The sequence below is a fragment of the Kribbella sp. NPDC048837 genome (genome assembly GCF_055586945.1).
Genome location: NZ_JBVJHF010000008.1, coordinates 105,908 through 125,278 on the forward strand (window position 1 = coordinate 105,908; position 19,371 = coordinate 125,278).

The window sequence follows — 19,371 nt, forward strand, 5'->3', positions numbered from 1 at the left end:
CTGTCAGTCCTCTGGGGTCAGCGCGGCCAGATCCGCGTCGACCATGATCCGGACGAGCTCGGGCACGTGCACCTGGGCTTTCCAGCCGAGCTCGGTGGTGGCTTTGGACGCGTCCCCGATCAGTGAGTCCACTTCGGTGGGGCGCTCGTACCGCGCGTCGTGGTCGACGTACTCCTCCCAGTCCAGGCCGACGTGGCCGAAGGCCAGCGCGACGAAGTCCTTGACCGAGTACGACGTACCGGTCGCGATCACGTAGTCGGCCGGGGTGTCGTGCTGCAGCATCCGCCACATGCCCTCGACGTACTCCGGGGCGTAGCCCCAGTCGCGGCAGGCCGACAGGTTGCCGAGGTACAGCCGGTCCTGCCGGCCGAGCTTGATCGCGGCGACCGCCCGGGTGATCTTCCGGGTCACGAACGTCTCGCCCCGGCGCGGACTCTCGTGGTTGAACAGGATCCCGTTGACCGCGAACATGTCGTACGCCTCGCGGTAGTTCCGGGTCATCCAGTAGCCGTAGAGCTTCGCGGCGCCGTACGGCGAGCGCGGGTGGAACGGGGTCTCCTCGTTCTGCGGCGGTGGCGTCGCGCCGAACATCTCCGACGACGACGCCTGGTAGAACCGGCAGTCCAGCCCGATCATCCGGATCGCCTCGAGCAGCCGGGTCGTACCCATCCCGGTGGTGTCACCGGTGTACTCCGGCTCGTCGAAACTCACCCGGACATGGCTCTGCGCGGCCAGGTGGTACACCTCGGCCGGCTGGATCGAGGCCAGCAGCGTCACCAGCCGCGACCCGTCGGTCAGGTCGCCGTAGTGCAGGAACAGCCGCTTGTCCTTCGCGTGCGGATCCTCGTAGAGATGGTCGATCCGGCGCGTGTTGAACGTCGAGGCGCGCCGGATCAGGCCGTGCACCTCGTAACCCTTGGCGAGCAGCAGCTCGGCCAGGTACGACCCGTCCTGGCCGGTGATCCCGGTGATGAACGCCTTCTTCACGAGGCATGCTCCTGATACCAGGCGTAAGTGGCGGCCACACCGTCGTAGAGGTCGATGGACGGCTTCCAGCCCAGCGCCAGCAGCCGGCTCACGTCGAGCAGCTTGCGCGGGGTGCCGTCCGGCTTGGACAGATCGTTGCTGATGGCACCGGTGTAGCCGACCACGCGGGCGACCAGCTCGGCCAGCTCGCGGATCGTCACGTCCGCACCGACGCCGACATTGATCGGCTCCGGCGCGTCGTAGGACTCGAGGAGGTGCAGGCACGCGTCGGCCAGGTCGTCCACGTGCAGGAACTCGCGCCGCGGCGTACCGCTCCCCCACAGCACGACCTCGGGGGCGTTGGTCCGCCGGGCTTCGTCGAAGCGGCGGATCAGCGCCGGCAGGACGTGCGAGCTGGTCGGGTCGAAGTTGTCGTTCGGCCCGTACAGGTTGGTCGGCATCGCCGAGATCCACGGCAGGCCGTACTGGCGGCGCACGGCCTGGACCTGCATGATCCCGGCGATCTTGGCGATCGCGTAGGCGTCGTTGGTCGGCTCCAGCTCACCGGTCAGCAGGCTCGACTCACGGATCGGCTGCTCGGCGTACTTCGGGTAGATGCACGACGAACCCAGGAACAGCAGCCGCCGGGTCCGCACCTCGAGCGCCGCGTCCATCAGGTTGACCTGGATGCGCAGGTTGTCGCTGAGGAACTCGGTCGGGTGGTCCCGGTTCGCCAGGATGCCGCCGACCCGGGCCGCCGCGTCGATCACCACGGCCGGCCGGTGCTCGGCCAGGAACGCGAACGTCGCCGCGCGGTCGCGCAGGTCCAGCTCGGACGACGACGCGCCGATCAGGTAGCTGAAGCCGGCCGCCTCCATCCGGCGCCAGATCGCGGAGCCCACCAGGCCGCGGTGGCCGGCGATGTACACCGGTGCGTGGAGGTCCATCAGTACGCTCCCGCGCCGTAGATCACCGCGCGCACGGTCTTCCAGAGGATCAGCAGATCCAGCGTCATCGACCAGTTGTCGACGTAGCGCAGGTCGAGCCGGACCGACTCGTCCCAGGACAGGTCGCTGCGGCCGCTGACCTGCCACAGGCCGGTGATCCCGGGCTTGACCAGCATCCGCCGCGAGTCGTCCGCGGCGTACAGCGCCACTTCCTCCGACAGCGGCGGCCGCGGGCCGACCAGCGACATGTCGCCGCGCAGCACGTTGAACAGCTGTGGGAGCTCGTCGAGCGAGAACCGCCGGATCCACCGGCCGAACGGCGTCATCCGCGGGTCGTCGCGCATCTTGAAGATCACGCCGTTGCCGTCGCTCAGCGCGTACAGGTCACCGAGCCGCTGCTCGGCGTCGGCGTACATGCTGCGGAACTTCAGCATGGTGAACTCGACGCCGGCCCGGCCGACGCGCTGCTGGCGGAACAGCACCGGACCGGGGCTGGTCAATCGGACGGCCAGCGCCAGACCGATCAGCACCGGGGCCAGCAGGACGATGATCCCGAGGGCGAGGATGCGGTCGAAGACGGCCTTCATCAGGTGCGGGCCGCCGCTCACCGACGGACGCTCCAGGTGCAGCAGAGACAGGCCGGCGACCGGGCGGACGGAGATCCGCGGGCCGGCCACCTCGATGATGCCGGGCGAGACGATCAGCTCGATGCCACGCTGCTCCAGCGCCCAGGACAACCGGCGCAGCGACTGCCCGGCCAGCTCCGGATCGGTGGCGACGGCGACCACCTCGACCGCGTGCCGGTCGGCGGCGGCGAGAATGTCCGGCTCGGCCAGCTCCTCCGGCTGCAGCGGCCCGTTCGCGTGCGCGTCGCCGCGCGGCCGGCACGTCGCGACCACCCGGAACCCGTCGGTCGGGCGGCTCTCCAGGTGCTCACACAGCGTCGCGGCCGGACCGCTACGCCCAACCACGAGAACCCTGTGCATGCAGCGGCCTCTGACCCGGTGCCGGTGCAGGTCCTTCCGCAGCGCGTACCTCAGCACCAGGGCGGACCCGACCATCACCGGGATCGCGAGCACGACGAAGCCGCGCGCGATCTCCGTCTTGGTCACGTACGACGCCATCGCGACGGCGGCCGTGAGACCGACACCGGAGCGCAGCAGCGACCGGAACTCGTCCGGACCGGCGCCGAAGTACCGCGGGTCGTAGCCCTTCGACAGCGCGACCGCGCCGACCCAGGCCAGCGGCAGGATGCTGCTCACGACCAGGTAGCCACTGCCGACGTGGTAACCGAAACGGGTCAGCAGAGCGATCGAGACACCGAGCATCGCGGCCAGCAGATCGCCGCCGACGGCGGCCCAGCGGTACACACCCACCCAGCGCGGCTCGGTCGACCGCGACGGGCGCGGGACGATCGCGGGCACCTCATGCGGCACCACCCAGAGCGGCCGGCGGCCGTCGACCGCATCCGGCGCCTCTGCTCCGCTCACCCCGGCCCCTCGTCTCGCGCTGCCAACGCCCGAACACGGTGCGTGCCCGGCGCAGTCTGCAGTCTCCCTGTCATCACTGTCAAACGGAGATCGTCACCAAAGGTGACGGCAAACCTACGTGCCTCACATCCCCAGGAGTTCACCCGCCTGTCGGCGGAGCGACATCGCAGAGTACTACGCGCGAGGGCCGGCGACGACGGCGACTCGACAACCCTTGGATAGAATTTGCGTCGGGGCAGGCAATCGGTGGGGTGGGGGTCGAATGCGGTCGGACAATGCTGCGCGAGTGCCTGCCGTCGCGCGCCCGGCCCTGCCGCCGGCCGTCCGCCGGCCCGCCCTCGTCCTGGCCGCTGTGGGACTACCGCTGGTCATCGTGCCGGCCCTGTTGTACGCCGGGGACACCGGCCCCGGCCGGCTCGACCGTCAGGTGCAGCAGGTGGTCGACGACTCACCGGCCGGGGCGTGGAACCTCATCCGTTTCCTGGACTGGCTCGGCGAACCGCTCGGCCGGACGCTGCTGCTGGTCGCGGTCACCGCGGTCTGTCTGATCGCCGGACGCCGCCGGCTGGCCGCCACCGCGGTTGTGGGCATCTTCGCGACCAGCCTCGCCACCACCGCACTCAAGCCGCTCGTGGACCGGCGGATCCACGGCGACTTCCTCTCCTACCCGAGCGGCCACACCGCCGCGGGCACGGCCGCCGCGATGATCCTGGGCATCCTGCTGGCCGATGTCCTCGGCGCGGGCCCGATCGCCGGTACGTCGATCCTGCTGGCGTTCGCCGTCGTCGGTGGCGGTCTGATGGCCTGGGCACAGATCCATCTGACCGCCCACTACCCGACCGACACCCTTGGCGGCTTCGGCTGCGCGCTGGTCGTGATCCCCGTGACGGCGGAGCTGATCGACCGGATCAGACGTACCGGCGGAACACCGGCTTGACCGGGCGGCCGCCGACCCAGTCCGTCGGGTCGCCTGCGTCGAGCGCCTGGCGGTAGACGGCACAGGCCTGTGCGACCACCTCGACCGTGCGGTCGATGTCCGCGTCGGTGAGCGCGCTGCTCACCACGAACGACGGGCCGATGACGCCGCCGAGGATGAGCTCGCGCAGGAACAGCGTGCGGTACGGCTGCGACGGCTCCAGGTTCTCGTCGAGGGTCGCGAAGACCAGGTTGCTCGGCCGGCCGCGAACGACGACGTGGTCCCCGACGCCGGCCGCGGCGGCGACCTCGCCGACACCGGCCGCGAGCTTGGTGCCCAGCTCGTGCAGCCGGTCCGCGATGCCTTCGGATTCGTAGACGTTCATGGTGGCGATCGCGGCCGCGAGGGCGTGCGTCTCGGCGCCGTGCGTGGTCGACAGCAGGAAGACCCGCTCGTGGTTGTCGCGCAGTCCGCCGCGTTCCATCAGTTCGCGACGGCCGGCCAGCGCGGACACGGCGAACCCGTTGCCCAGTGCCTTGCCGAAGGTGGACAGGTCCGGCGTCACGCCGTACAGGCCCTGGGCGCCGGACGCGGAGAACCGGAAGCCGGTGATCATCTCGTCGAAGATCAGCAGCGCGCCGTACCGGTGGGCCAGGTCGCGCAGGCCTTCGAGGTAGCCGGCCGGCGGGTCGTGCTGGGTCGCGGCCTCCAGGATCAGGCAGGCGATCTGGCCCTCGTGCCGGACCAGCAGTTCCTCGGTCGCGGCCAGGTCGCCGTACGGGAAGCCGACCGTCAGCTCGCCGATCTCGTCGGGGATGCCCGCGGACATCGGCGTCCGGGCGATGAACCAGTCGTCGATCGAGAAGAACGCGTGGTCGGCGCAGAGCGCGACCAGCGGGCGGCCGGTGACCGCGCGGGCCAGCTTGACCGCCGCGGTGGTGGCGTCCGAGCCGTTCTTCGCGAACTTCACCATCTCGGCCGTCGGCACCGAGGTGAGGAAGCGTTCGGCCGCCTCCAGCTCGATGATGCTCGGCCGGACGAAGTTGCTGCCGCGCTCGATCTCGCGCCGGACCGCCTCCAGCACCTTCGGGTGCCGGTGGCCGAGGCTGACCGCGCGCAGGCCGGAGCCGTACTCGATGTACTCGTTGCCGTCGACGTCCCAGACGTGCGCGCCGTCGCCGTAGTCGATCACCGGCGCCATGTCGAGCGGGTACTGGTCCTCCCCCTTGGCGTAGGTGTGCGCACCGCCCGGGATCAGGTCCTGCAGCCGTTTGTTGGCGGCGACGGAATTGCCGAAGGATTTGGTCATGTCAGCCTCGCAGTGGCCAGTGCCAGAGATGGTGCCGCCTTGTCCCGGTCGGACATCAGAGTGACCGGCAGCGGCCAGGGGATGGCGAGATCCGGATCGTCGAACCGGATCGAGACATCCTCGGACGGGTCGTGGGCGCGGTCGATCCGGTACGACACGTCGGCCGGATCGGTGAGCGCCTGGAAGCCGTGCGCGCAGCCGGCCGGGACGTAGACCGTGACCTGGTTCTCACCGGTCAGGTCGAAGTACTCCGTGTTGCGGTACGTCGGCGAGTCCGGCCGGAGGTCGACGACGACGTCGAAGACGGCGCCGGACGAGCAGCGCACCAGCTTGGCCTCACCGGCGCCGGAGCGGACGTGCATGCCCCGGACGACGCCCTTCACCGAGCGGGACACGCTGTCCTGCACGAAGCCGTCGGGATCGAGTCCCGCCGCGGCGACCACGTCGCGGTCGAAGGTGCGGCAGAAGAAGCCGCGCTCGTCCACGTGCGGTGTGGGCAGGAAGAGCAGCGCGCCGGCGATCCTCGGTACCTGAATGACGTCCATCGATCCTCCTACTGGTCGCTGCCCGTGGCCACCTGGCGCGCGGCGCCGAACAGCCGGTCGGACAGTACGGCGAACTGCTGCTCGAGCTGCTCGGCGTACTCGGCGTTCTTCTCGCGCATCGCGGACTCGATCCCGCCGGCGCGTGCCTCGAGCGCGTGCAACTGGTCCATCAGCCGCTCCACGTCGAGATCCCGGATCGGCTGGCGGAACTCGGCCAGCCGCATCCCCTCCATCAGCACGTCGCTCTTGACCCCGTAGCTGATCGAGATGGTCGGCTTCGAGAGCTTCAGCGCCGACTGCACGTTGTGGTAGCGCGACGCGACCACCAGGTCGACGCCGGCCAGCTGGTCCATCAGCTCGCCGAGCGAGTCCGCGGGCTCGCGGACCACCCGCTCGTCGACCAGGTCCGGCCGGGTCTGCCGCAGGTCGTCGAGGACGGCGGACACCACCGCCTCGTCGGCCGGGTCACCGGTGATCAGGCGGACCCGGTAGCCCTCGTCGACGACCCGGCGGGCGAACTCGACGATCTTGCCGACGTAGGCGGAATAGATCTCGTCCGACCGGTCCCGGTCGGCGGAGGTCCCGTGATACTCCATCACGCCGAGCGCGATGGTCCGCCGCGGGTCGCGGGACTCCGGCTCCTTGGGTTCGGGCAGGGCGAACGCGAGGTCGGGACAGACCGCGTCCTTGCTGGTGTCCAGTCCCATCTGCCGCAGCGCGTCGCGCGAGTAGGCGTCGCGGTAGGACCGGTACGTCGCCAGCCGCATGGTGTTGACGAACAGGTACCGGATCGACTTCTCCCGGGCAACGTTGGCACCGATGCTGACGAACGCGACCCGGGCACCGGCGATCCGCGCCGACAGGCACATCAGGAACAGCGCGTACGGGAATCCCCAGGGGTTGAGCTCCAGCGTCGTCTCCAGCACGCCCATGCCCGGCACGATGACCAGGTCGTAGCGACGCAGCAGCAACGGCATCCGGACCAGGTCGGCCACCTTGCCGAACACCTTGCGCAGGATGGTCGTCACGCGGGTCCGGCCGGGACCGTGTGCCTGGAACCAGGTCATCGCCACCGCCGGGATGCCGTACTGGCGCTCCAGCGTCTCGGGACCGGAGCACACGCAACTGATCTCCGCCTCCGGGTGGTCGCGCCGGAGGAACCACAGCATCGCGTCCAGCGACCCGTGGTTGCCCAGGTTGCCCGATCCCAGCAGGCCGAACAGCGCGACCCGTGGCGGTCGTCCCGCGTCGCTCATTCCTACGAAACCTCCTGCTGCCGGACGACCCCGGAGCTGTCCGGGATCGCGGTCGGTGGCGTGGCCGGCGCGGTGTCCTCGATCCGGCCCTTCGACCGGCGGACCGCGCGGTCGGCCAGCCAGCGCGCCAGGTGGCCGTAGCACTCCCGGCGATCGGCCGACGACAGCGGTGCCCGGCGGATCCCACCGACGAAGCCGCCGACGTACTCGCCGATCAGCCGCACGGTGGGATTGCGCAACCGGCTCGCCCGGCGCGGCTCCATGTTCGCCGAGCGGGACCGGATGGTCGGCTTGGCCCGCTCGGCCCGGTCCGGGTGGTCGCGGCGGAAGAAGAGCAGCTCCGGCACCTGGTGGAACCGGCCGTACAGCGCCAGCTCGGCCATGATCGTGCGGTCGGAGTGGTGGTAGCTGCCGTTCAGCGGCGTACGGCGCAGGATGTCCGATCGCATCACGCCGTAGAAGTCGTCACCACCGACGTCGAACAGCAGGCTGCGGAACCGGTCCGGCGCGTGCGGGTTCGTGGTGTCCAGCGGGTAGTCCACTTCCAGCACGATGTCGCCCGCACCGTCGATGATCGCCTGGTACGCGTGCGCGAGAACCAGGTACGGGTCGTCGTCCAGCGCCTCGATGCAGCGGGCCAGCAGGTCCCGGCCGTACAGGTCGTCGTACGACGCCCACTTGAACAGCTCGGTGTCGGACTGCTCGAAGCACCAGTTGTGGTTCGGCGTGGCGCCGATGTTGACCGGCTGGCGGTAGTAACTGAGCCGCGAATCCTTGGCCAGGTACTGGCGGCAGATCTCCTCGGTGCTGTCGGTCGAGGCGTTGTCCGAGATGATCAGCTTGTAGTCCCCGTAGCTCTGTCCGAGCAGGGCGTCCAGTGACTCGGCCAGGTACTTCTCACCGTTGTAGACGGGGAGACCGATGCTCAACCGCGGTACGGCGTTCATATGCTCCTCATTTCTGGCATCTCGTCCTGCAACTGCGCGGCCTCGACGGGCGGCGTGGATACCTCGGGGGCGGCGGGTACAGCCTCGCCGGCATCCAGCTGGGCCCACCGCTCCCGGATCCCCACCCCAAAGGTCCACCACCACACGATCGTGCCGACGAACGTCGCGCAGGCCGCTCCCCAGGACGACCCGAGCGCGCCACCGAGCGCACCGCCGCCGACGCCTCCGATCAGGTACGCCGCCGACGCGTACAGCTGGGCGCGCAGGCTCCTCCTGGCCACGCCCAGCGCCCGCAGGCCCGCCGACGCACCGGTGTAGAAGCTGGCGAACATCACCGACAAGGTTGCCGGTAGCAACAACGTGGACGCGGTCAGCCACACCTCGCCGAGCAGCGCGTGGCCCCACCCGTCCGGCAGGAAGAGCAGCAGGGCCAGCCCCCACGCCAGCGCGGCGATCGCCTGCGCTCCGCCGAGCAGCAGGCAGAACAGCGGCAGCGCCCGCGGCCGGCGGCGCAGCACCCGCGCCGCTTCCGGCACCGCGACCAGGCCGATGCCGGACAGCACGATGAAGAACGGGCCGAGCATCATCTCGCCACCGCGGACGCTACCGACCGCGGCGACCCCGGCGAAGGCACCCAGGCCATACATCTTGAACTGGTAGGCCCCGCTGATGGTCAGGTTCTCGACCAGGTACCGCAGGCTGAGGTCCCGATGGTGCCGCAGCCAGTCGAGCGCCCGGAACAACCGGGGTATGACGCCGGCCTGCAGACCACTCACCAGCGCGGCGAACGCGGCCGCGGCACCCCAGGCCAGCACGAACCGCGTGACACTGGCATCTCGCGACGCCAGGTACAGCAGTGGCACGAGGGCGAGCGCCCAGGTGATGTCGGCGATGAACGCCTTGCCGCCTTGACCGGACGCGAAGAACGCGAACCGCCAGCTGTCCTGCAACATCAGTCCCGGCAGCACGATGCCCAACGCGACGAACGCGGCTCCGGCCCGGCCGGGGAGCAGCACACCGACGACGACACAGATGGCGCCGAGGACCAGGCCGACCGCGATCGCCATCCCGGTCGAGCTCGCCACGGCGGTCTTCCACTGCGACCGCCGGACTCCGCTGAACCGCACCGCCAGTGGGTCGGTGGCGAGGCCGCGGGAGATGTTCACCACGACCCCGTACGTCACCCACGCGAGGCTGAAGGCGCCGAACTCCACAGCGCCCAGCGACCGCGCGACGACGATTCCGACCACGAAGCTGACCAGGCTGGTCACAGCCTGATCGGCGAGTCCCCAGGTGAGGCGGCGCAGAACCCCTTTCATCGGTCAGCCCACGACTTCGTGCGGCTCGGGCAGCGGGACGAGGTATGTCGCACCCCACCCGCCGCCGGCCTCGAGTTGCGAGATCACCTCGTCGGCGATGTCCCAGGTCAGCACCAGGACGACGTCCGGCCGCGCGGCCCGCAGCTCCTCGATCGGACGGATCGGTACGCCGCAACCGCCGGGGATCCGGCGTCCGTGCTTACCCGGGGCCATGTCGACGGTGAACGGCAGCAGGTCCGTGGTGACCTTGCTGAGGTCCAGCAGCACCGGCGCCTTCGACGGAGCGCCGTACCCGAGGACCGTCCGGCCGGCGGCCTTGTGCCGGGCCAGCTCGTCGCGCAGTGCGCCGGCCGCGTGCCAAGCAGCCTCTTGCAGGCTGGCGAGCTGTACCTCGTCGGCGATCCCGGCGGCTTCCTCGTCCTCGAGCACGACGTCGACCGAGGCGTCCGGCCTGGCGTCCGCGGTGTGCCGCAGCATCACCATCAGGCTGCCGCCGAACATGTCGACCTGCTTGACCGACTCGACCGTCAGGCCGTGCAGCGCGCCGACCCGCTGCATCGCGCGGAGCGAGATGTACGACCAGTGGCCGTGCCGGATGGTGTCGAACTGGTTGCCGATGAACAGCGGCAGCAGGTGGTGGAACTCCATCACCAGCAGCCCGCCCGGTGCGAGCCGGTCGGCACGCAGCCGCAGCAGCTCCCCGAACGCCGGCTCGTGCACGATGCCGTGCACGTCGACCACGAGGTCGGCCTTCTCACCGTCACCGGCCAGCCGGCAGCCGGCGGCGTACAGGTGGTCGAGCCACGAGCCGCCGTGGTGGCTCGCGAACTCGAACACCACCCCGCCGTTCAGCTCCGGGTACTCGGTGAGGATCTCCTTCACCGACTTCTCCGCGTGCGCGATGCTCGTCGCCGACTCGACCGCCAGCGGCTCCTCCGGCAGCTGCGGCTGGACCGGGCCGAGCTGGACCAGCGTGCAGTCCCGGCACAGCCACAGCTCCAGCGGCCAGCGTGGATCCGGCCCCGGCGTGTCCGCGGTCGGGAAGTAGTCCGCACACGGCTGCGGGCCGAGGTCCACCACGGGTACGACGTTCTCCCCCGCGCACCCACGACACTTGAAGCTCACTTGTCCCCCTCCGGTCACCATGTCAACATCGCCTTGGCCGTGGTGAACGCTTCGGCGTACTTCGCCCGGCACTCCATCCCGCGCAGCCGGGCCAGTCCGGCGAAGACCTCTTCGTCGAACCAGTCGTGCGGGACCTGGGACGGGTAGGCCTTGTGCAGCCGGGCGACCTTCTCGCGCAACTGCTCCTCGGACAGTTCGACGTACAGCCACGGCCGGCTGATGTCGCCGTCCCACTTGGGGATCTCGTAGTGCAGCACCAGGTGGTCGCGCCACACCGTCGGCGCCAGCTCGGCGATCAGCCGGTGGTCCTGGTGCGCGTCGGTGCGGCTCGGCGCCAGCACCAGGTCGGGCCGGCGGCTCCCCCGAGCCGTTGCCTCGAGCAACTCCTTGGTCTCGTTCCAGTACGACGGCAGCCGGCCGTCCGGCAGCTCGGCCGAGGTGACCGTCACCTCGCACTCGGGCAGGAACAGCTCCGCCGCCCGGCGGGCCTCGTCCAGCCGCAGCGACGTGCCGGTCGCGATCACGAACTCGGCGGTCAGCTCCGGCACCGACTCGGCCAGCTTGAGCAGCGTGCCGCCGCAGCCGATCTCGATGTCGTCCGGATGGGCGCCGAGGGCAACCAGATGGACCGGCCTGTCGATCAGGCCGAGCTGGAACGGCAGCATCAGATCGCCACCACTACCGGGTCACCCGGTGTGCTGAAGGGTGCCTTGTCCAGAACCTGGGCCTGCTGCTCACGGGCCTCGTGGCTCCACAGCGCCCACGGCTTCTTGCCGGACCGGTACAGCTCCTCCAGCTGGCTGCGCTCCTTCAGGGTGTCCATCGGCGCCCAGAACCCGTGGTGCGGGATCGCCTCCAGCTTGCGCATCGCGGACAGCCGCGGGAACGCGTCGCCGACCAGGTCCTCGTCCTCGTGCAGGACGTCGAAGATCTCCTTCTTGATCACGAAGTACCCGCCGTTGATCCACACGTTCAGGTCGGCGGCCGACCGCAGCGCGGTGATCCGCGAGTCGTTGTCGAACTCGACCACGTGGAAGGACGCCTGCGGCGGGACCGCGAGCAGGCTGGCGGTGATGTCGCTGGTCATCACGTGGTCGACGATCTTGTCCATCGGCGCGTCGGTCAGCACGTCGCCGTAGTTGGCCAGGAACGCGTCGTCGTCCTCGAGGTACGGACGGACCCGGCGCAGCCGCTCACCGATGGAGGTGTCGATCCCGGTGTCGACGAAGGTGATCTTCCACTCGCTGATGTCGGAGTCGAGCAGCTGGATCCGCTGGCCGCCCTTCGACATCACGAAATCGTTCGAGACCGTCTCCTCGTAGCGCAGGAAGTACTCCTTGACCGCGGACCCCCCGAAGCCCAGGCAGAGGATGAACTCGGTGTGGCCGAAGTGCGCGTAGTACCGCATCACGTGCCACAGGACCGGCCGGTCGCCGATCGTCATCATCGGTTTCGGTGCGGAGTCCACCCCGCTGCGCATCCGCAGCCCGAACCCCCCACAGAAGATCACGACCTTCATCTGACTTCCCTTCCCCCCAACACGTTGTTCAGATCACTTCGAGACGCGGGATCGGCACGACGAACTTCGCGCCCCACTCCCGGGCGTAGCCGAGCTGGTGGACGATCTCCTCGCGCAGGTTCCACGGGAGGATCACGATGTAGTCGGGGCGGGTCTCGGCGAGGCGCTCCGGGGCGTGGATCGGGATGTGCGTGCCCGGCAGGAACATGCCGTGCTTGTGCGGGCTCCGGTCGACGGTGTACGGCAGCAGGTCCTCGCGGATACCGCAGTGGTTCAGCAGGGTGTTGCCCTTGCCGGGAGCGCCGTACCCGGCGACCGTCTTGCCGGCCCGGGCGGCCTGCACCAGGAAGGTGACCAGGTCGGCCTTGATCGCGAACACGTCCTTGGCGAAGCCCGCGTGTCCCTCGACCGTGTGCAGCCCGGCGTCCGCCTCGTCCTGCAGCACCTTGCCGACCAGCTCGGTCGGCTCGCCCGCGGTCTCGATCGGCGTCGAGAACACCCGCAGCGACCCACCGTGACTGGCCAGTTCCTGTACGTCGACGACCTTGAGGCCGGCCTTCTCCAGCGCGAGCGCGGCGGTCTTGAGCGTCAGGTACTGGTAGTGCTCGTGGTAGATCGTGTCGTACTGACGCCGTTCGATCAGCCGCAGCAGGTGCGGGAACTCCAGCGACACCAGGCCGTCGTCCTTCACCAGCGCGCGCAGGCCCTTGGCGAAGTCGACGATGTCCGGCACGTGCGCGAAGACGTTGTTGCCGACGACCAGGTCGGCCCGGCCGTGCCGCGACGCCGCGTCCCGGCCGGTCTCCTCGCCGAGGAAGTAGCTCTCGGTCCGGATGCCCTTCTCGTTGGCGATCTCGGCGATGTTCGCGGCCGGCTCGATGCCGAGCACCGGGATACCGAGCGCCACCGCGTGCTGCAGCAGGTAGCCGTCGTTGCTGGCCGCCTCGACGATCAGGCTCTCCGCGCCGAGGTCGAGACGCTCCTGCATGTCGACGACGAACCGGCGGGCGTGCTCCACCCAGCTGGTCGAGTACGACGAGAAGTACAGGTAGTCGCTGAACACGTCGTCGGCCGCGACGTACGCCGGCAGCTGGACGAGCAGGCAGTTGTCGCAGATCCGGACGTGCAGCGGGTAGAACGTCTCACCGCTGTCGAGCTGGTCGGCGCGCAGGTAGCTCTCGCACGGCGGCGACATGCCCAGGTCGACGAACGTCCGCGTCAGCGTCTCGCCACAGAGGCGGCAGGCAACTGAATCCCCCATCAGTGCTTCTCCTCAAACAGTGCGTCCCCGGGACCGGGGAACTGGTCGTCGGTCTGCCGGCGGAGCTGGTCGTCGACCAGTCCGGCGCCGAGCAGTTGCTGGATCCGGCGGAGCCGGACGAACTGGGCCGAGTTGAAGTCGTCGAGGGTGAGGCCGTGCCGCCGGTAGGCGGCGTACAGCTCCTCGACGCCCTTGCGGACCGTCCACTCCAGCTTCAGGTCCGGGAAGGTGTCGTTGAGCTTGCTGAAGTCGACCTTGTAGTTGCGCAGGTCCGGGCCGGCGCCGTCGGCGATCGACAGGGTCGAGCCGGACACGGCCTCGCGGACCATCTCGGCGATGTCGCGGACCTGGACCACGTCCTCGGACCGGCCGACGTTGAAGGCCTGGTCGTGGATCACCTCGCGGGGCGACTCGAGCACTTTCAGGAACGCCCGGCTGATGTCCTCGATGTGGACCAGCGGGCGCCACGGGGTGCCGTCGCTCTCCAGGCGGACCTGGCCGGACGTCATCGCGATCGCGGTCAGGTTGTTCACCACGATGTCCAGCCGCAGGCGCGTCGAGGCGCCGTACGCGGTGGCGTTGCGCAGGTACGTCGGGCTGAAGGTGTCGTCGGCGAGTTTGGCCAGCTCCTGCTCGGCCAGTGCCTTGGTCTCGCCGTACGGCGTGACCGGGAACATCTCGGCGTCCTCGGCGACGGCTTCCGACCCGGCCGCGCCGTACAGGCTGCAGGACGAGGCGAACAGGAACCGCTCGATGCCGGCGTCCTTGGCGGCCCGCGCCACGTTCAGCGTGCCGTCCAGGTTGACCGAGTACGTCGCGTCCCTGTTCAGGTGGCCCAGTGGATCGTTCGACAAGGCGGCCAGGCACACCACCGCGTCGTACCCCTGGAGCTCGCGCGCGGTCACGTCCCGCATGTCCCGCGGCGCCCGGCTCCCGATCGGGTCCGGACCGCCCAGCAGGTCACACCCCTCGTACAGCCCGGTGTCCAGCCCGTCCACCTGATGCCCCGCATCCCGCAGGAACGGCACCATCACGGCCCCGATGTAACCCCGATCCCCGGTGACCAGAACCCTCATCCGCTTCCCCTCACCCCGGCACAGCCCTGTCGACCAATACAGATCACCGGGCACGGCGGTTGATACAGGCAATTTGAGAGACCCGGGGCGGTGGGGTGGGGAAGGTGTGGATACAGCCAATTTCTGCCGCTGTGTATCAGGGCGGCCCACAGGCTGCTCTCCTCTGCGCTGCGGTACGTGGGGGATTCCCGCGTCATGAGCCTGTGGGGGGCGTTATGAAGGTTGCCGTATTCGGCTTGGGGTACGTGGGGTCGGTGACGGCCGCGTGCCTGGCGGCCAACGGCCACGACGTCTGGGGGGTCGATGTCGACACTGCGAAGGTCGGCCCGATCACTGAGGGACACAGTCCGGTGGTCGAGCCCGGCCTGGACGAACTGGTGGCGGAGGGTGTCAGCGCGGGCAGATTGCACGCGACCACCGATCCGCGCCTCGCGCTGGACCGTGCCGATGTCTCCCTGATCTGCGTGGGGACGCCGTCGACACCGGCCGGCAGTACTGATCTGACCTACATCCGGCGCGCGGTCCGCGACATCGCCGAGGCGGCGAGTGTCGTCGTACCGCCGGATTCGGGGTTCCACAGCATCGTGGTCCGCAGCACCGTGCCGCCGGGCACCGTCGACGAGGTCGTCGAGCAGGTGCTGGCCGAGGTGCCGGCCCCGGAGGACGTCACCTTCGGTACGGCGATGGTCCCGGAGTTCCTGCGTGAAGGATCCGGACTGGCCGACTTCTACGACCCGCCGTTCGTCGTGGTCGGGACGCGGAACCCGAAGGTCGGTACCGCCTTGACCGACCTGTTCGGCTTCCTCGGGGTCGATGTCCAGACCGTCGACGTCCGTACGGCGGAAGCCCTCAAGTACGCGTGCAATGCGTTCCACGCGACCAAGGTCTCGTTCGCCAACGAGATGGGCCGGATCTTCCGCCACTACGGCGTGGACTCCCGCGAGGTGATGCGGATCTTCGTCCAGGACACCAGCCTGAACATCTCGCCGTACTACCTGAAGCCGGGCTTCGCGTTCGGCGGCTCGTGCCTGCCGAAGGACCTGCGCTCGGTCCTGCACCTGGCCCGGGTGAACAACACCGACCTGCCGCTGCTGGCCGGCACGCTGGCCACCAACGAGCGGACCGTCAGCGACGTCGTCGACCGGGTGATCGCCGGACCGGGCCGCGAGATCGCGCTGCTCGGCCTGAGCTTCAAGCACGCGACCGACGACCTGCGCGAGAGCCCGAACGTCGAGCTCGCCGAACGGCTGATCGGCAAGGGCTACAACCTGCGCATCTACGACGCGATCGTGAACCCCGCCCGCCTGGTCGGCGCGAACCTGCGGCACGTGAAGTCCAAGCTGCCGCACCTGCAGCGGGTGCTAACCGACGACCCGGTCGAGGCGCTCCGCGGCGCCGACCTGGCGCTGGTCTCGGCGACCGACACCGCGGCCATCGACGCTCTGCTCAGCGCGCCGCCGGCCCGGACCATCGACCTGATCGGCCGGCTCGGCGAAGCCGTCGAGGCGCTGCCCGGATACGAAGGAGTGGGCTGGTGAGCGGTCCGCGCGTCCTGATCATCATCCAGAACCTCTGGGTGCCGTTCGACCGCCGGGTCTGGCTGGAGTGCAAGGCCCTGGTCGCCTCCGGGTACGACGTGACCGTCGTGTGCCCGAAGGGCCCGGGCGACCCGTCGTACCAGGTCATCGACGACGTCGTCGTGCACCAGTACAAGGCCTACTCCCCCGGCGGCAGCAAGATCGGGTTCGTCGCGGAGTACGCCTACTCGTTCCTGATGACGCTGCGGCTGGTGCTGCGGGCCCGCAGGGCCGGCAAGTTCCAGGTGCTGCAGGCGTGCAACCCGCCGGACATCTTCTGGCCGATCGCGATGCTGCTGCGCCGGCTCGACGGCACGAAGTTCGTCTTCGACCACCACGACCTGTGCCCGGAGCTGTTCCAGTCCCGCTTCGGCGGGACCACGAGCCTGCCGTACAAGGGACTGCGGTTCCTGGAGCGGATGACGCACCGCAAGGCCGACCACGTCACCTCGACGAACGACTCGTACCGGCGGATCGCGATCACCCGCAGCGGCAAGGCGAACCACGACGTGACCGTGGTCCGCACCGGCCCCGACCCGGACAAGTTGCGCCGCGACCCACGGGGTGTGGACGAGTCGCTCCGCCGCGGTCTCCGCTACCTGGTCACCTACATCGGCGTGATGGGTCCGCAGGACGGTGTCGACATCGTGGTCCGCGCGGCGGACCACATCGTCAACAAGCTCGGCCGGACCGACATCGCGTTCACCCTGATGGGTGGCGGTGACTCCTTCGACGAGGTCGTGGCGCTGCGCGACGAGCTCGGCCTCGGCGACCACGTCGAGTTCACCGGCCGGGTGCCGGACGAGACCGTCCGCGCGGTGATGTCGACCGCGGACATCGGCCTCTCGCCGGACCCGAAGAATCCGCTCAACGACGTGTCGACGATGAACAAGACGATGGAGTACATGGCCTTCGAGCTCCCGGTGGTCGCGTTCGACCTGATCGAGACCAAGGTCTCGGCCGAGGACGCCGCCGTGTACGTCGAGCCGAACGACGTCGAGCTGTACGGCCAGGCGATCGTCGACCTGCTGGACGACGAGGTCCGCCGCCGCCGGATGGGCCGGTTCGGCCGGGACCGGGTCGAGCAGGTGCTCGCCTGGAAGCACCAGCAGAAGGCCTACCTCGGGGTGTACGACCAGCTCACCGGTCACGTCAGCCACGTCGGTGACGTCGCCCGGGCGACGGGATCCTGAGGTGTGCGGCATCGCCGGCTGCTACCAGCAGCACGACGGTTTCGCGCTCGCCGAGACGATGAGCGACCGGATCGCGCACCGCGGTCCGGACGCCGACCGGGTGTACGCGTTCGACGAGGGTGATGTCCGGGCGTTCCTGGCGCACCGCCGGCTGTCGATCATCGACCTCTCGTCGGAGGCGGACCAGCCGTTCACCAAGCGCGGCCTGACGATCTGCTACAACGGCGAGCTCTACAACTACAAGGAACTCCGCGCCGAGCTGTCCAGGGCCGGCGTCGCCTTCCGCACCAACGGCGACACCGAGGTGGTTCTGGAGGCCTGGCGGCGCTGGGGCCCGGACGCCCTCAGGCGGTTCCGCGGCATGTTCGCGTTCGCGATGCTCGACGAGGACAGCGGCAGCCTGTACCTGGCCCGCGACCCGCTGGGCATCAAGCCGCTGTACTTCCTCCGCCGGCAGGGCGGCGTGATCTTCGCGTCCGAGCTCAAGGCACTGGTCGCCGCGGTCGGTTCCGAGCTCCGGACCGAGCCCGGCGCACTGATCGCGTCGATGCTCTATTACTGGCTTCCCGAGCAGCGCTGCGCCATCGACGGCGTGGACAAGCTGCCGCCGGGGTCGTGGGCCGAGTTCCGGCCGGACGGCAGCATGCGGCACGAGACGTACTGGCGCGTGACCGACGTCGCGACCGAGGCGGCGGCCGGCCCGCGCGCCGACCTGCGCACGATCATCGAGGAGTCGGTCGCCGCGCACATGGTCGCCGATGTACCGGTGTCCACCTTCCTCAGCGGCGGTCTGGATTCCAGCCTGGTGACCGTGCTGGCGAAGCGGATGGATCCGAGCGTCGACTCGTACACGATCACCTTCCGCGCGCAGGACCAGAAGCTCGAGGCGATGCCGGACGACGCGATCTACGCGCGCAAGGTGGCGCAGCAGTTCGGCATCGACCTGCACGAGATCGAGATCGCCCCGGACGTCGTCGAACTGCTCCCGCGGATCGTCGACATCCTGGACGAGCCGATCGGTGACCCGGCCGCGATCAACACGCTCTTGATGTGTGACACCGCGCGGGACGCCGGAGTGAAGGTGCTGCTGTCCGGGATGGGCGCCGACGAGCTGTTCGGTGGCTACCGCAAGCACCTCGCGTGTGTGATGGGAGCGCAGTACCAGCGGCTTCCCGGCGTACTGCGGAACGGCCTGATCGGACCCACGGTCCGGCGGCTGCCGGTGACCGTGAACGGTCGCGGACTGCGGTACGCGCGCTGGGCGAAGCGGTTCGAGACATTCGCGAACCTGCCCGAGGAGACCGCGTTCCGGCGCAGCTACACGATGTACGACGGGGACCAGCTGGCCGGCCTGATCAGCCCGGACCTCGAGCCGTACGTCGGCAAGCTGCTCGCCGAGCACAGCGACATCTACCACGACACCACGCTCGACGACCACGTGAACCGGATGTGCCTGGCCGACTCGCGGATGTTCCTGCCGGGGCTCAACCTGGCCTACACCGACCGGTCCAGCATGGCCGCGTCGACCGAGGTCCGGACCCCGTTCGTGGATCCGATCGTGGCGCGGGCGGCGTTCTCGATCCCGGGCAGCGAGAAGATCCACCGCCGGGTCAGCAAGCTGGCGCTGAAGAAGGCGGCCGAGGCGTGGCTGCCGAAGGAGATCATCTACCGGCCGAAGGCGTCGTTCAGCGCGCCGCTGCGGGCCTGGGTCCGCAACGACCTGCGCGAGCTGGTCGACGACACGCTGCTGCGCGGCGAGCTCGTCGGCAGCGGGTTCCTCCGGCAGGCCGCCGTACAGCGGCTGGTCGACGACGAGCGCGCCGGGCGTGAGGACTACTCGAAGCAGATCTGGCAGCTGCTGACGCTCGAGACGTGGACCCGGAACATGCGGTCCCTGGGCGTCACCATCACCTCTCTCTGAAGGA

17 protein-coding genes are annotated in these 19,371 nt (G+C 69.5%); 4 read left to right on the forward strand and 13 right to left on the reverse strand.

Annotated elements, in window-relative coordinates:
• Positions 1 to 3: 3 nt before the first annotated feature.
• From gmd to ACZ6O0_RS32840, 3 genes are read right to left on the reverse strand one after another with little or no spacing between them, the layout of a single operon-like run.
• A complete protein-coding gene (gene gmd, locus ACZ6O0_RS32830) occupies positions 4 to 987 on the reverse strand; it encodes a GDP-mannose 4,6-dehydratase (RefSeq protein ID WP_465768904.1) in 984 nt (327 codons plus the stop codon).
• Entirely contained in the window at positions 984 to 1,913 is a 930-nt protein-coding gene (locus tag ACZ6O0_RS32835) for a GDP-L-fucose synthase family protein (protein ID WP_465768905.1), read from the reverse strand. Before ACZ6O0_RS32835 ends, gmd begins: the two co-directional genes overlap by 4 nt.
• Positions 1,913 to 3,403, reverse strand: a complete 1,491-nt coding sequence (locus tag ACZ6O0_RS32840) for a sugar transferase (RefSeq protein WP_465768906.1) — start codon at positions 3,401 to 3,403, stop codon at positions 1,913 to 1,915. The genes ACZ6O0_RS32835 and ACZ6O0_RS32840 overlap by 1 nt, the downstream gene beginning before the upstream one ends.
• Before the next feature lie 286 nt (positions 3,404 to 3,689).
• Between ACZ6O0_RS32840 and ACZ6O0_RS32845 the strand changes: the two genes are divergently transcribed.
• The gene (locus ACZ6O0_RS32845; protein ID WP_465768907.1) at positions 3,690 to 4,340 is read left to right on the forward strand and encodes a phosphatase PAP2 family protein; all 651 of its coding nucleotides are present in this window, start codon (positions 3,690 to 3,692) and stop codon (positions 4,338 to 4,340) included.
• On the opposite strand, the gene ACZ6O0_RS32850 is transcribed toward ACZ6O0_RS32845, so the two are convergent.
• From ACZ6O0_RS32850 to ACZ6O0_RS32895, 10 genes are read right to left on the reverse strand one after another with little or no spacing between them, the layout of a single operon-like run.
• Positions 4,312 to 5,628 carry a glutamate-1-semialdehyde 2,1-aminomutase gene (locus ACZ6O0_RS32850; protein ID WP_465768908.1) on the reverse strand — a complete coding sequence of 439 codons (1,317 nt, stop codon included), beginning with the start codon at positions 5,626 to 5,628 and terminating at the stop codon, positions 4,312 to 4,314. The two genes, ACZ6O0_RS32845 and ACZ6O0_RS32850, sit on opposite strands and share 29 nt — an antisense overlap.
• On the reverse strand, positions 5,625 to 6,173 hold the full coding sequence (locus ACZ6O0_RS32855; protein ID WP_465768909.1) for a dTDP-4-dehydrorhamnose 3,5-epimerase family protein: 549 nt from the start codon (positions 6,171 to 6,173) through the stop codon (positions 5,625 to 5,627). Before ACZ6O0_RS32855 ends, ACZ6O0_RS32850 begins: the two co-directional genes overlap by 4 nt.
• 8 nt (positions 6,174 to 6,181) lie before the next feature.
• Complete coding sequence (locus ACZ6O0_RS32860; protein ID WP_465768910.1) at positions 6,182 to 7,429, reverse strand: polysaccharide pyruvyl transferase family protein; 1,248 nt, start codon at positions 7,427 to 7,429, stop codon at positions 6,182 to 6,184.
• A gap of 2 nt (positions 7,430 to 7,431) precedes the next feature.
• Complete coding sequence (locus tag ACZ6O0_RS32865) at positions 7,432 to 8,376, reverse strand: glycosyltransferase family 2 protein (protein WP_465768911.1); 945 nt, start codon at positions 8,374 to 8,376, stop codon at positions 7,432 to 7,434.
• Positions 8,373 to 9,695, reverse strand: a complete 1,323-nt coding sequence (locus ACZ6O0_RS32870) for a hypothetical protein (protein WP_465768912.1) — start codon at positions 9,693 to 9,695, stop codon at positions 8,373 to 8,375. The genes ACZ6O0_RS32865 and ACZ6O0_RS32870 overlap by 4 nt, the downstream gene beginning before the upstream one ends.
• 3 nt (positions 9,696 to 9,698) lie before the next feature.
• Positions 9,699 to 10,820, reverse strand: a complete 1,122-nt coding sequence (locus ACZ6O0_RS32875) for a class I SAM-dependent methyltransferase (RefSeq protein ID WP_465768913.1) — start codon at positions 10,818 to 10,820, stop codon at positions 9,699 to 9,701.
• Positions 10,821 to 10,834: 14 nt separating this feature from the next.
• A complete protein-coding gene (locus tag ACZ6O0_RS32880; protein WP_465768914.1) occupies positions 10,835 to 11,485 on the reverse strand; it encodes a PIG-L deacetylase family protein in 651 nt (216 codons plus the stop codon).
• Positions 11,485 to 12,339: a sugar phosphate nucleotidyltransferase gene (locus ACZ6O0_RS32885; protein WP_465768915.1), complete on the reverse strand. Its 855-nt coding sequence runs from the start codon at positions 12,337 to 12,339 to the stop codon at positions 11,485 to 11,487. Before ACZ6O0_RS32885 ends, ACZ6O0_RS32880 begins: the two co-directional genes overlap by 1 nt.
• Positions 12,340 to 12,367: 28 nt before the next feature.
• Complete coding sequence (locus tag ACZ6O0_RS32890) at positions 12,368 to 13,600, reverse strand: class I SAM-dependent methyltransferase (RefSeq protein WP_465768916.1); 1,233 nt, start codon at positions 13,598 to 13,600, stop codon at positions 12,368 to 12,370.
• The gene (locus tag ACZ6O0_RS32895) at positions 13,600 to 14,676 is read right to left on the reverse strand and encodes an NAD-dependent epimerase/dehydratase family protein (RefSeq protein ID WP_465768917.1); all 1,077 of its coding nucleotides are present in this window, start codon (positions 14,674 to 14,676) and stop codon (positions 13,600 to 13,602) included. Before ACZ6O0_RS32895 ends, ACZ6O0_RS32890 begins: the two co-directional genes overlap by 1 nt.
• Before the next feature lie 215 nt (positions 14,677 to 14,891).
• On the opposite strand from ACZ6O0_RS32895, the gene ACZ6O0_RS32900 reads away from it, so the two are divergent.
• Genes ACZ6O0_RS32900 through asnB form a run of 3 tightly spaced genes read left to right on the forward strand, consistent with a single transcriptional unit; the run spans position 14,892 to position 19,367 of the window.
• Positions 14,892 to 16,214: a UDP-glucose dehydrogenase family protein gene (locus ACZ6O0_RS32900; RefSeq protein ID WP_465768918.1), complete on the forward strand. Its 1,323-nt coding sequence runs from the start codon at positions 14,892 to 14,894 to the stop codon at positions 16,212 to 16,214.
• Positions 16,211 to 17,446, forward strand: a complete 1,236-nt coding sequence (locus ACZ6O0_RS32905; protein WP_465768919.1) for a glycosyltransferase family 4 protein — start codon at positions 16,211 to 16,213, stop codon at positions 17,444 to 17,446. The genes ACZ6O0_RS32900 and ACZ6O0_RS32905 overlap by 4 nt, the downstream gene beginning before the upstream one ends.
• Before the next feature lies 1 nt (position 17,447).
• Positions 17,448 to 19,367, forward strand: coding sequence for an asparagine synthase (glutamine-hydrolyzing) (asnB, locus tag ACZ6O0_RS32910; RefSeq protein WP_465768920.1), 1,920 nt, complete (start codon positions 17,448 to 17,450; stop codon positions 19,365 to 19,367).
• The last annotated feature ends 4 nt before the right edge of the window (positions 19,368 to 19,371 follow it).

Coding starts and splice junctions, on each gene's coding strand:
- ACZ6O0_RS32895 (WP_465768917.1), bottom strand. CDS start 14,676: ATGAGGGTTCTGGTCACCGGGGATCGGGGTTACATCGGGGCCGTGATG.
- ACZ6O0_RS32880 (WP_465768914.1), bottom strand. CDS start 11,485: ATGCTGCCGTTCCAGCTCGGCCTGATCGACAGGCCGGTCCATCTGGTT.
- ACZ6O0_RS32850 (WP_465768908.1), bottom strand. CDS start 5,628: ATGACCAAATCCTTCGGCAATTCCGTCGCCGCCAACAAACGGCTGCAG.
- ACZ6O0_RS32835 (WP_465768905.1), bottom strand. CDS start 1,913: ATGGACCTCCACGCACCGGTGTACATCGCCGGCCACCGCGGCCTGGTG.
- ACZ6O0_RS32885 (WP_465768915.1), bottom strand. CDS start 12,339: ATGAAGGTCGTGATCTTCTGTGGGGGGTTCGGGCTGCGGATGCGCAGC.
- ACZ6O0_RS32870 (WP_465768912.1), bottom strand. CDS start 9,695: ATGAAAGGGGTTCTGCGCCGCCTCACCTGGGGACTCGCCGATCAGGCT.
- ACZ6O0_RS32855 (WP_465768909.1), bottom strand. CDS start 6,173: ATGGACGTCATTCAGGTACCGAGGATCGCCGGCGCGCTGCTCTTCCTG.
- ACZ6O0_RS32865 (WP_465768911.1), bottom strand. CDS start 8,376: ATGAACGCCGTACCGCGGTTGAGCATCGGTCTCCCCGTCTACAACGGT.
- ACZ6O0_RS32900 (WP_465768918.1), top strand. CDS start 14,892: ATGAAGGTTGCCGTATTCGGCTTGGGGTACGTGGGGTCGGTGACGGCC.
- ACZ6O0_RS32890 (WP_465768916.1), bottom strand. CDS start 13,600: ATGGGGGATTCAGTTGCCTGCCGCCTCTGTGGCGAGACGCTGACGCGG.
- ACZ6O0_RS32860 (WP_465768910.1), bottom strand. CDS start 7,429: ATGAGCGACGCGGGACGACCGCCACGGGTCGCGCTGTTCGGCCTGCTG.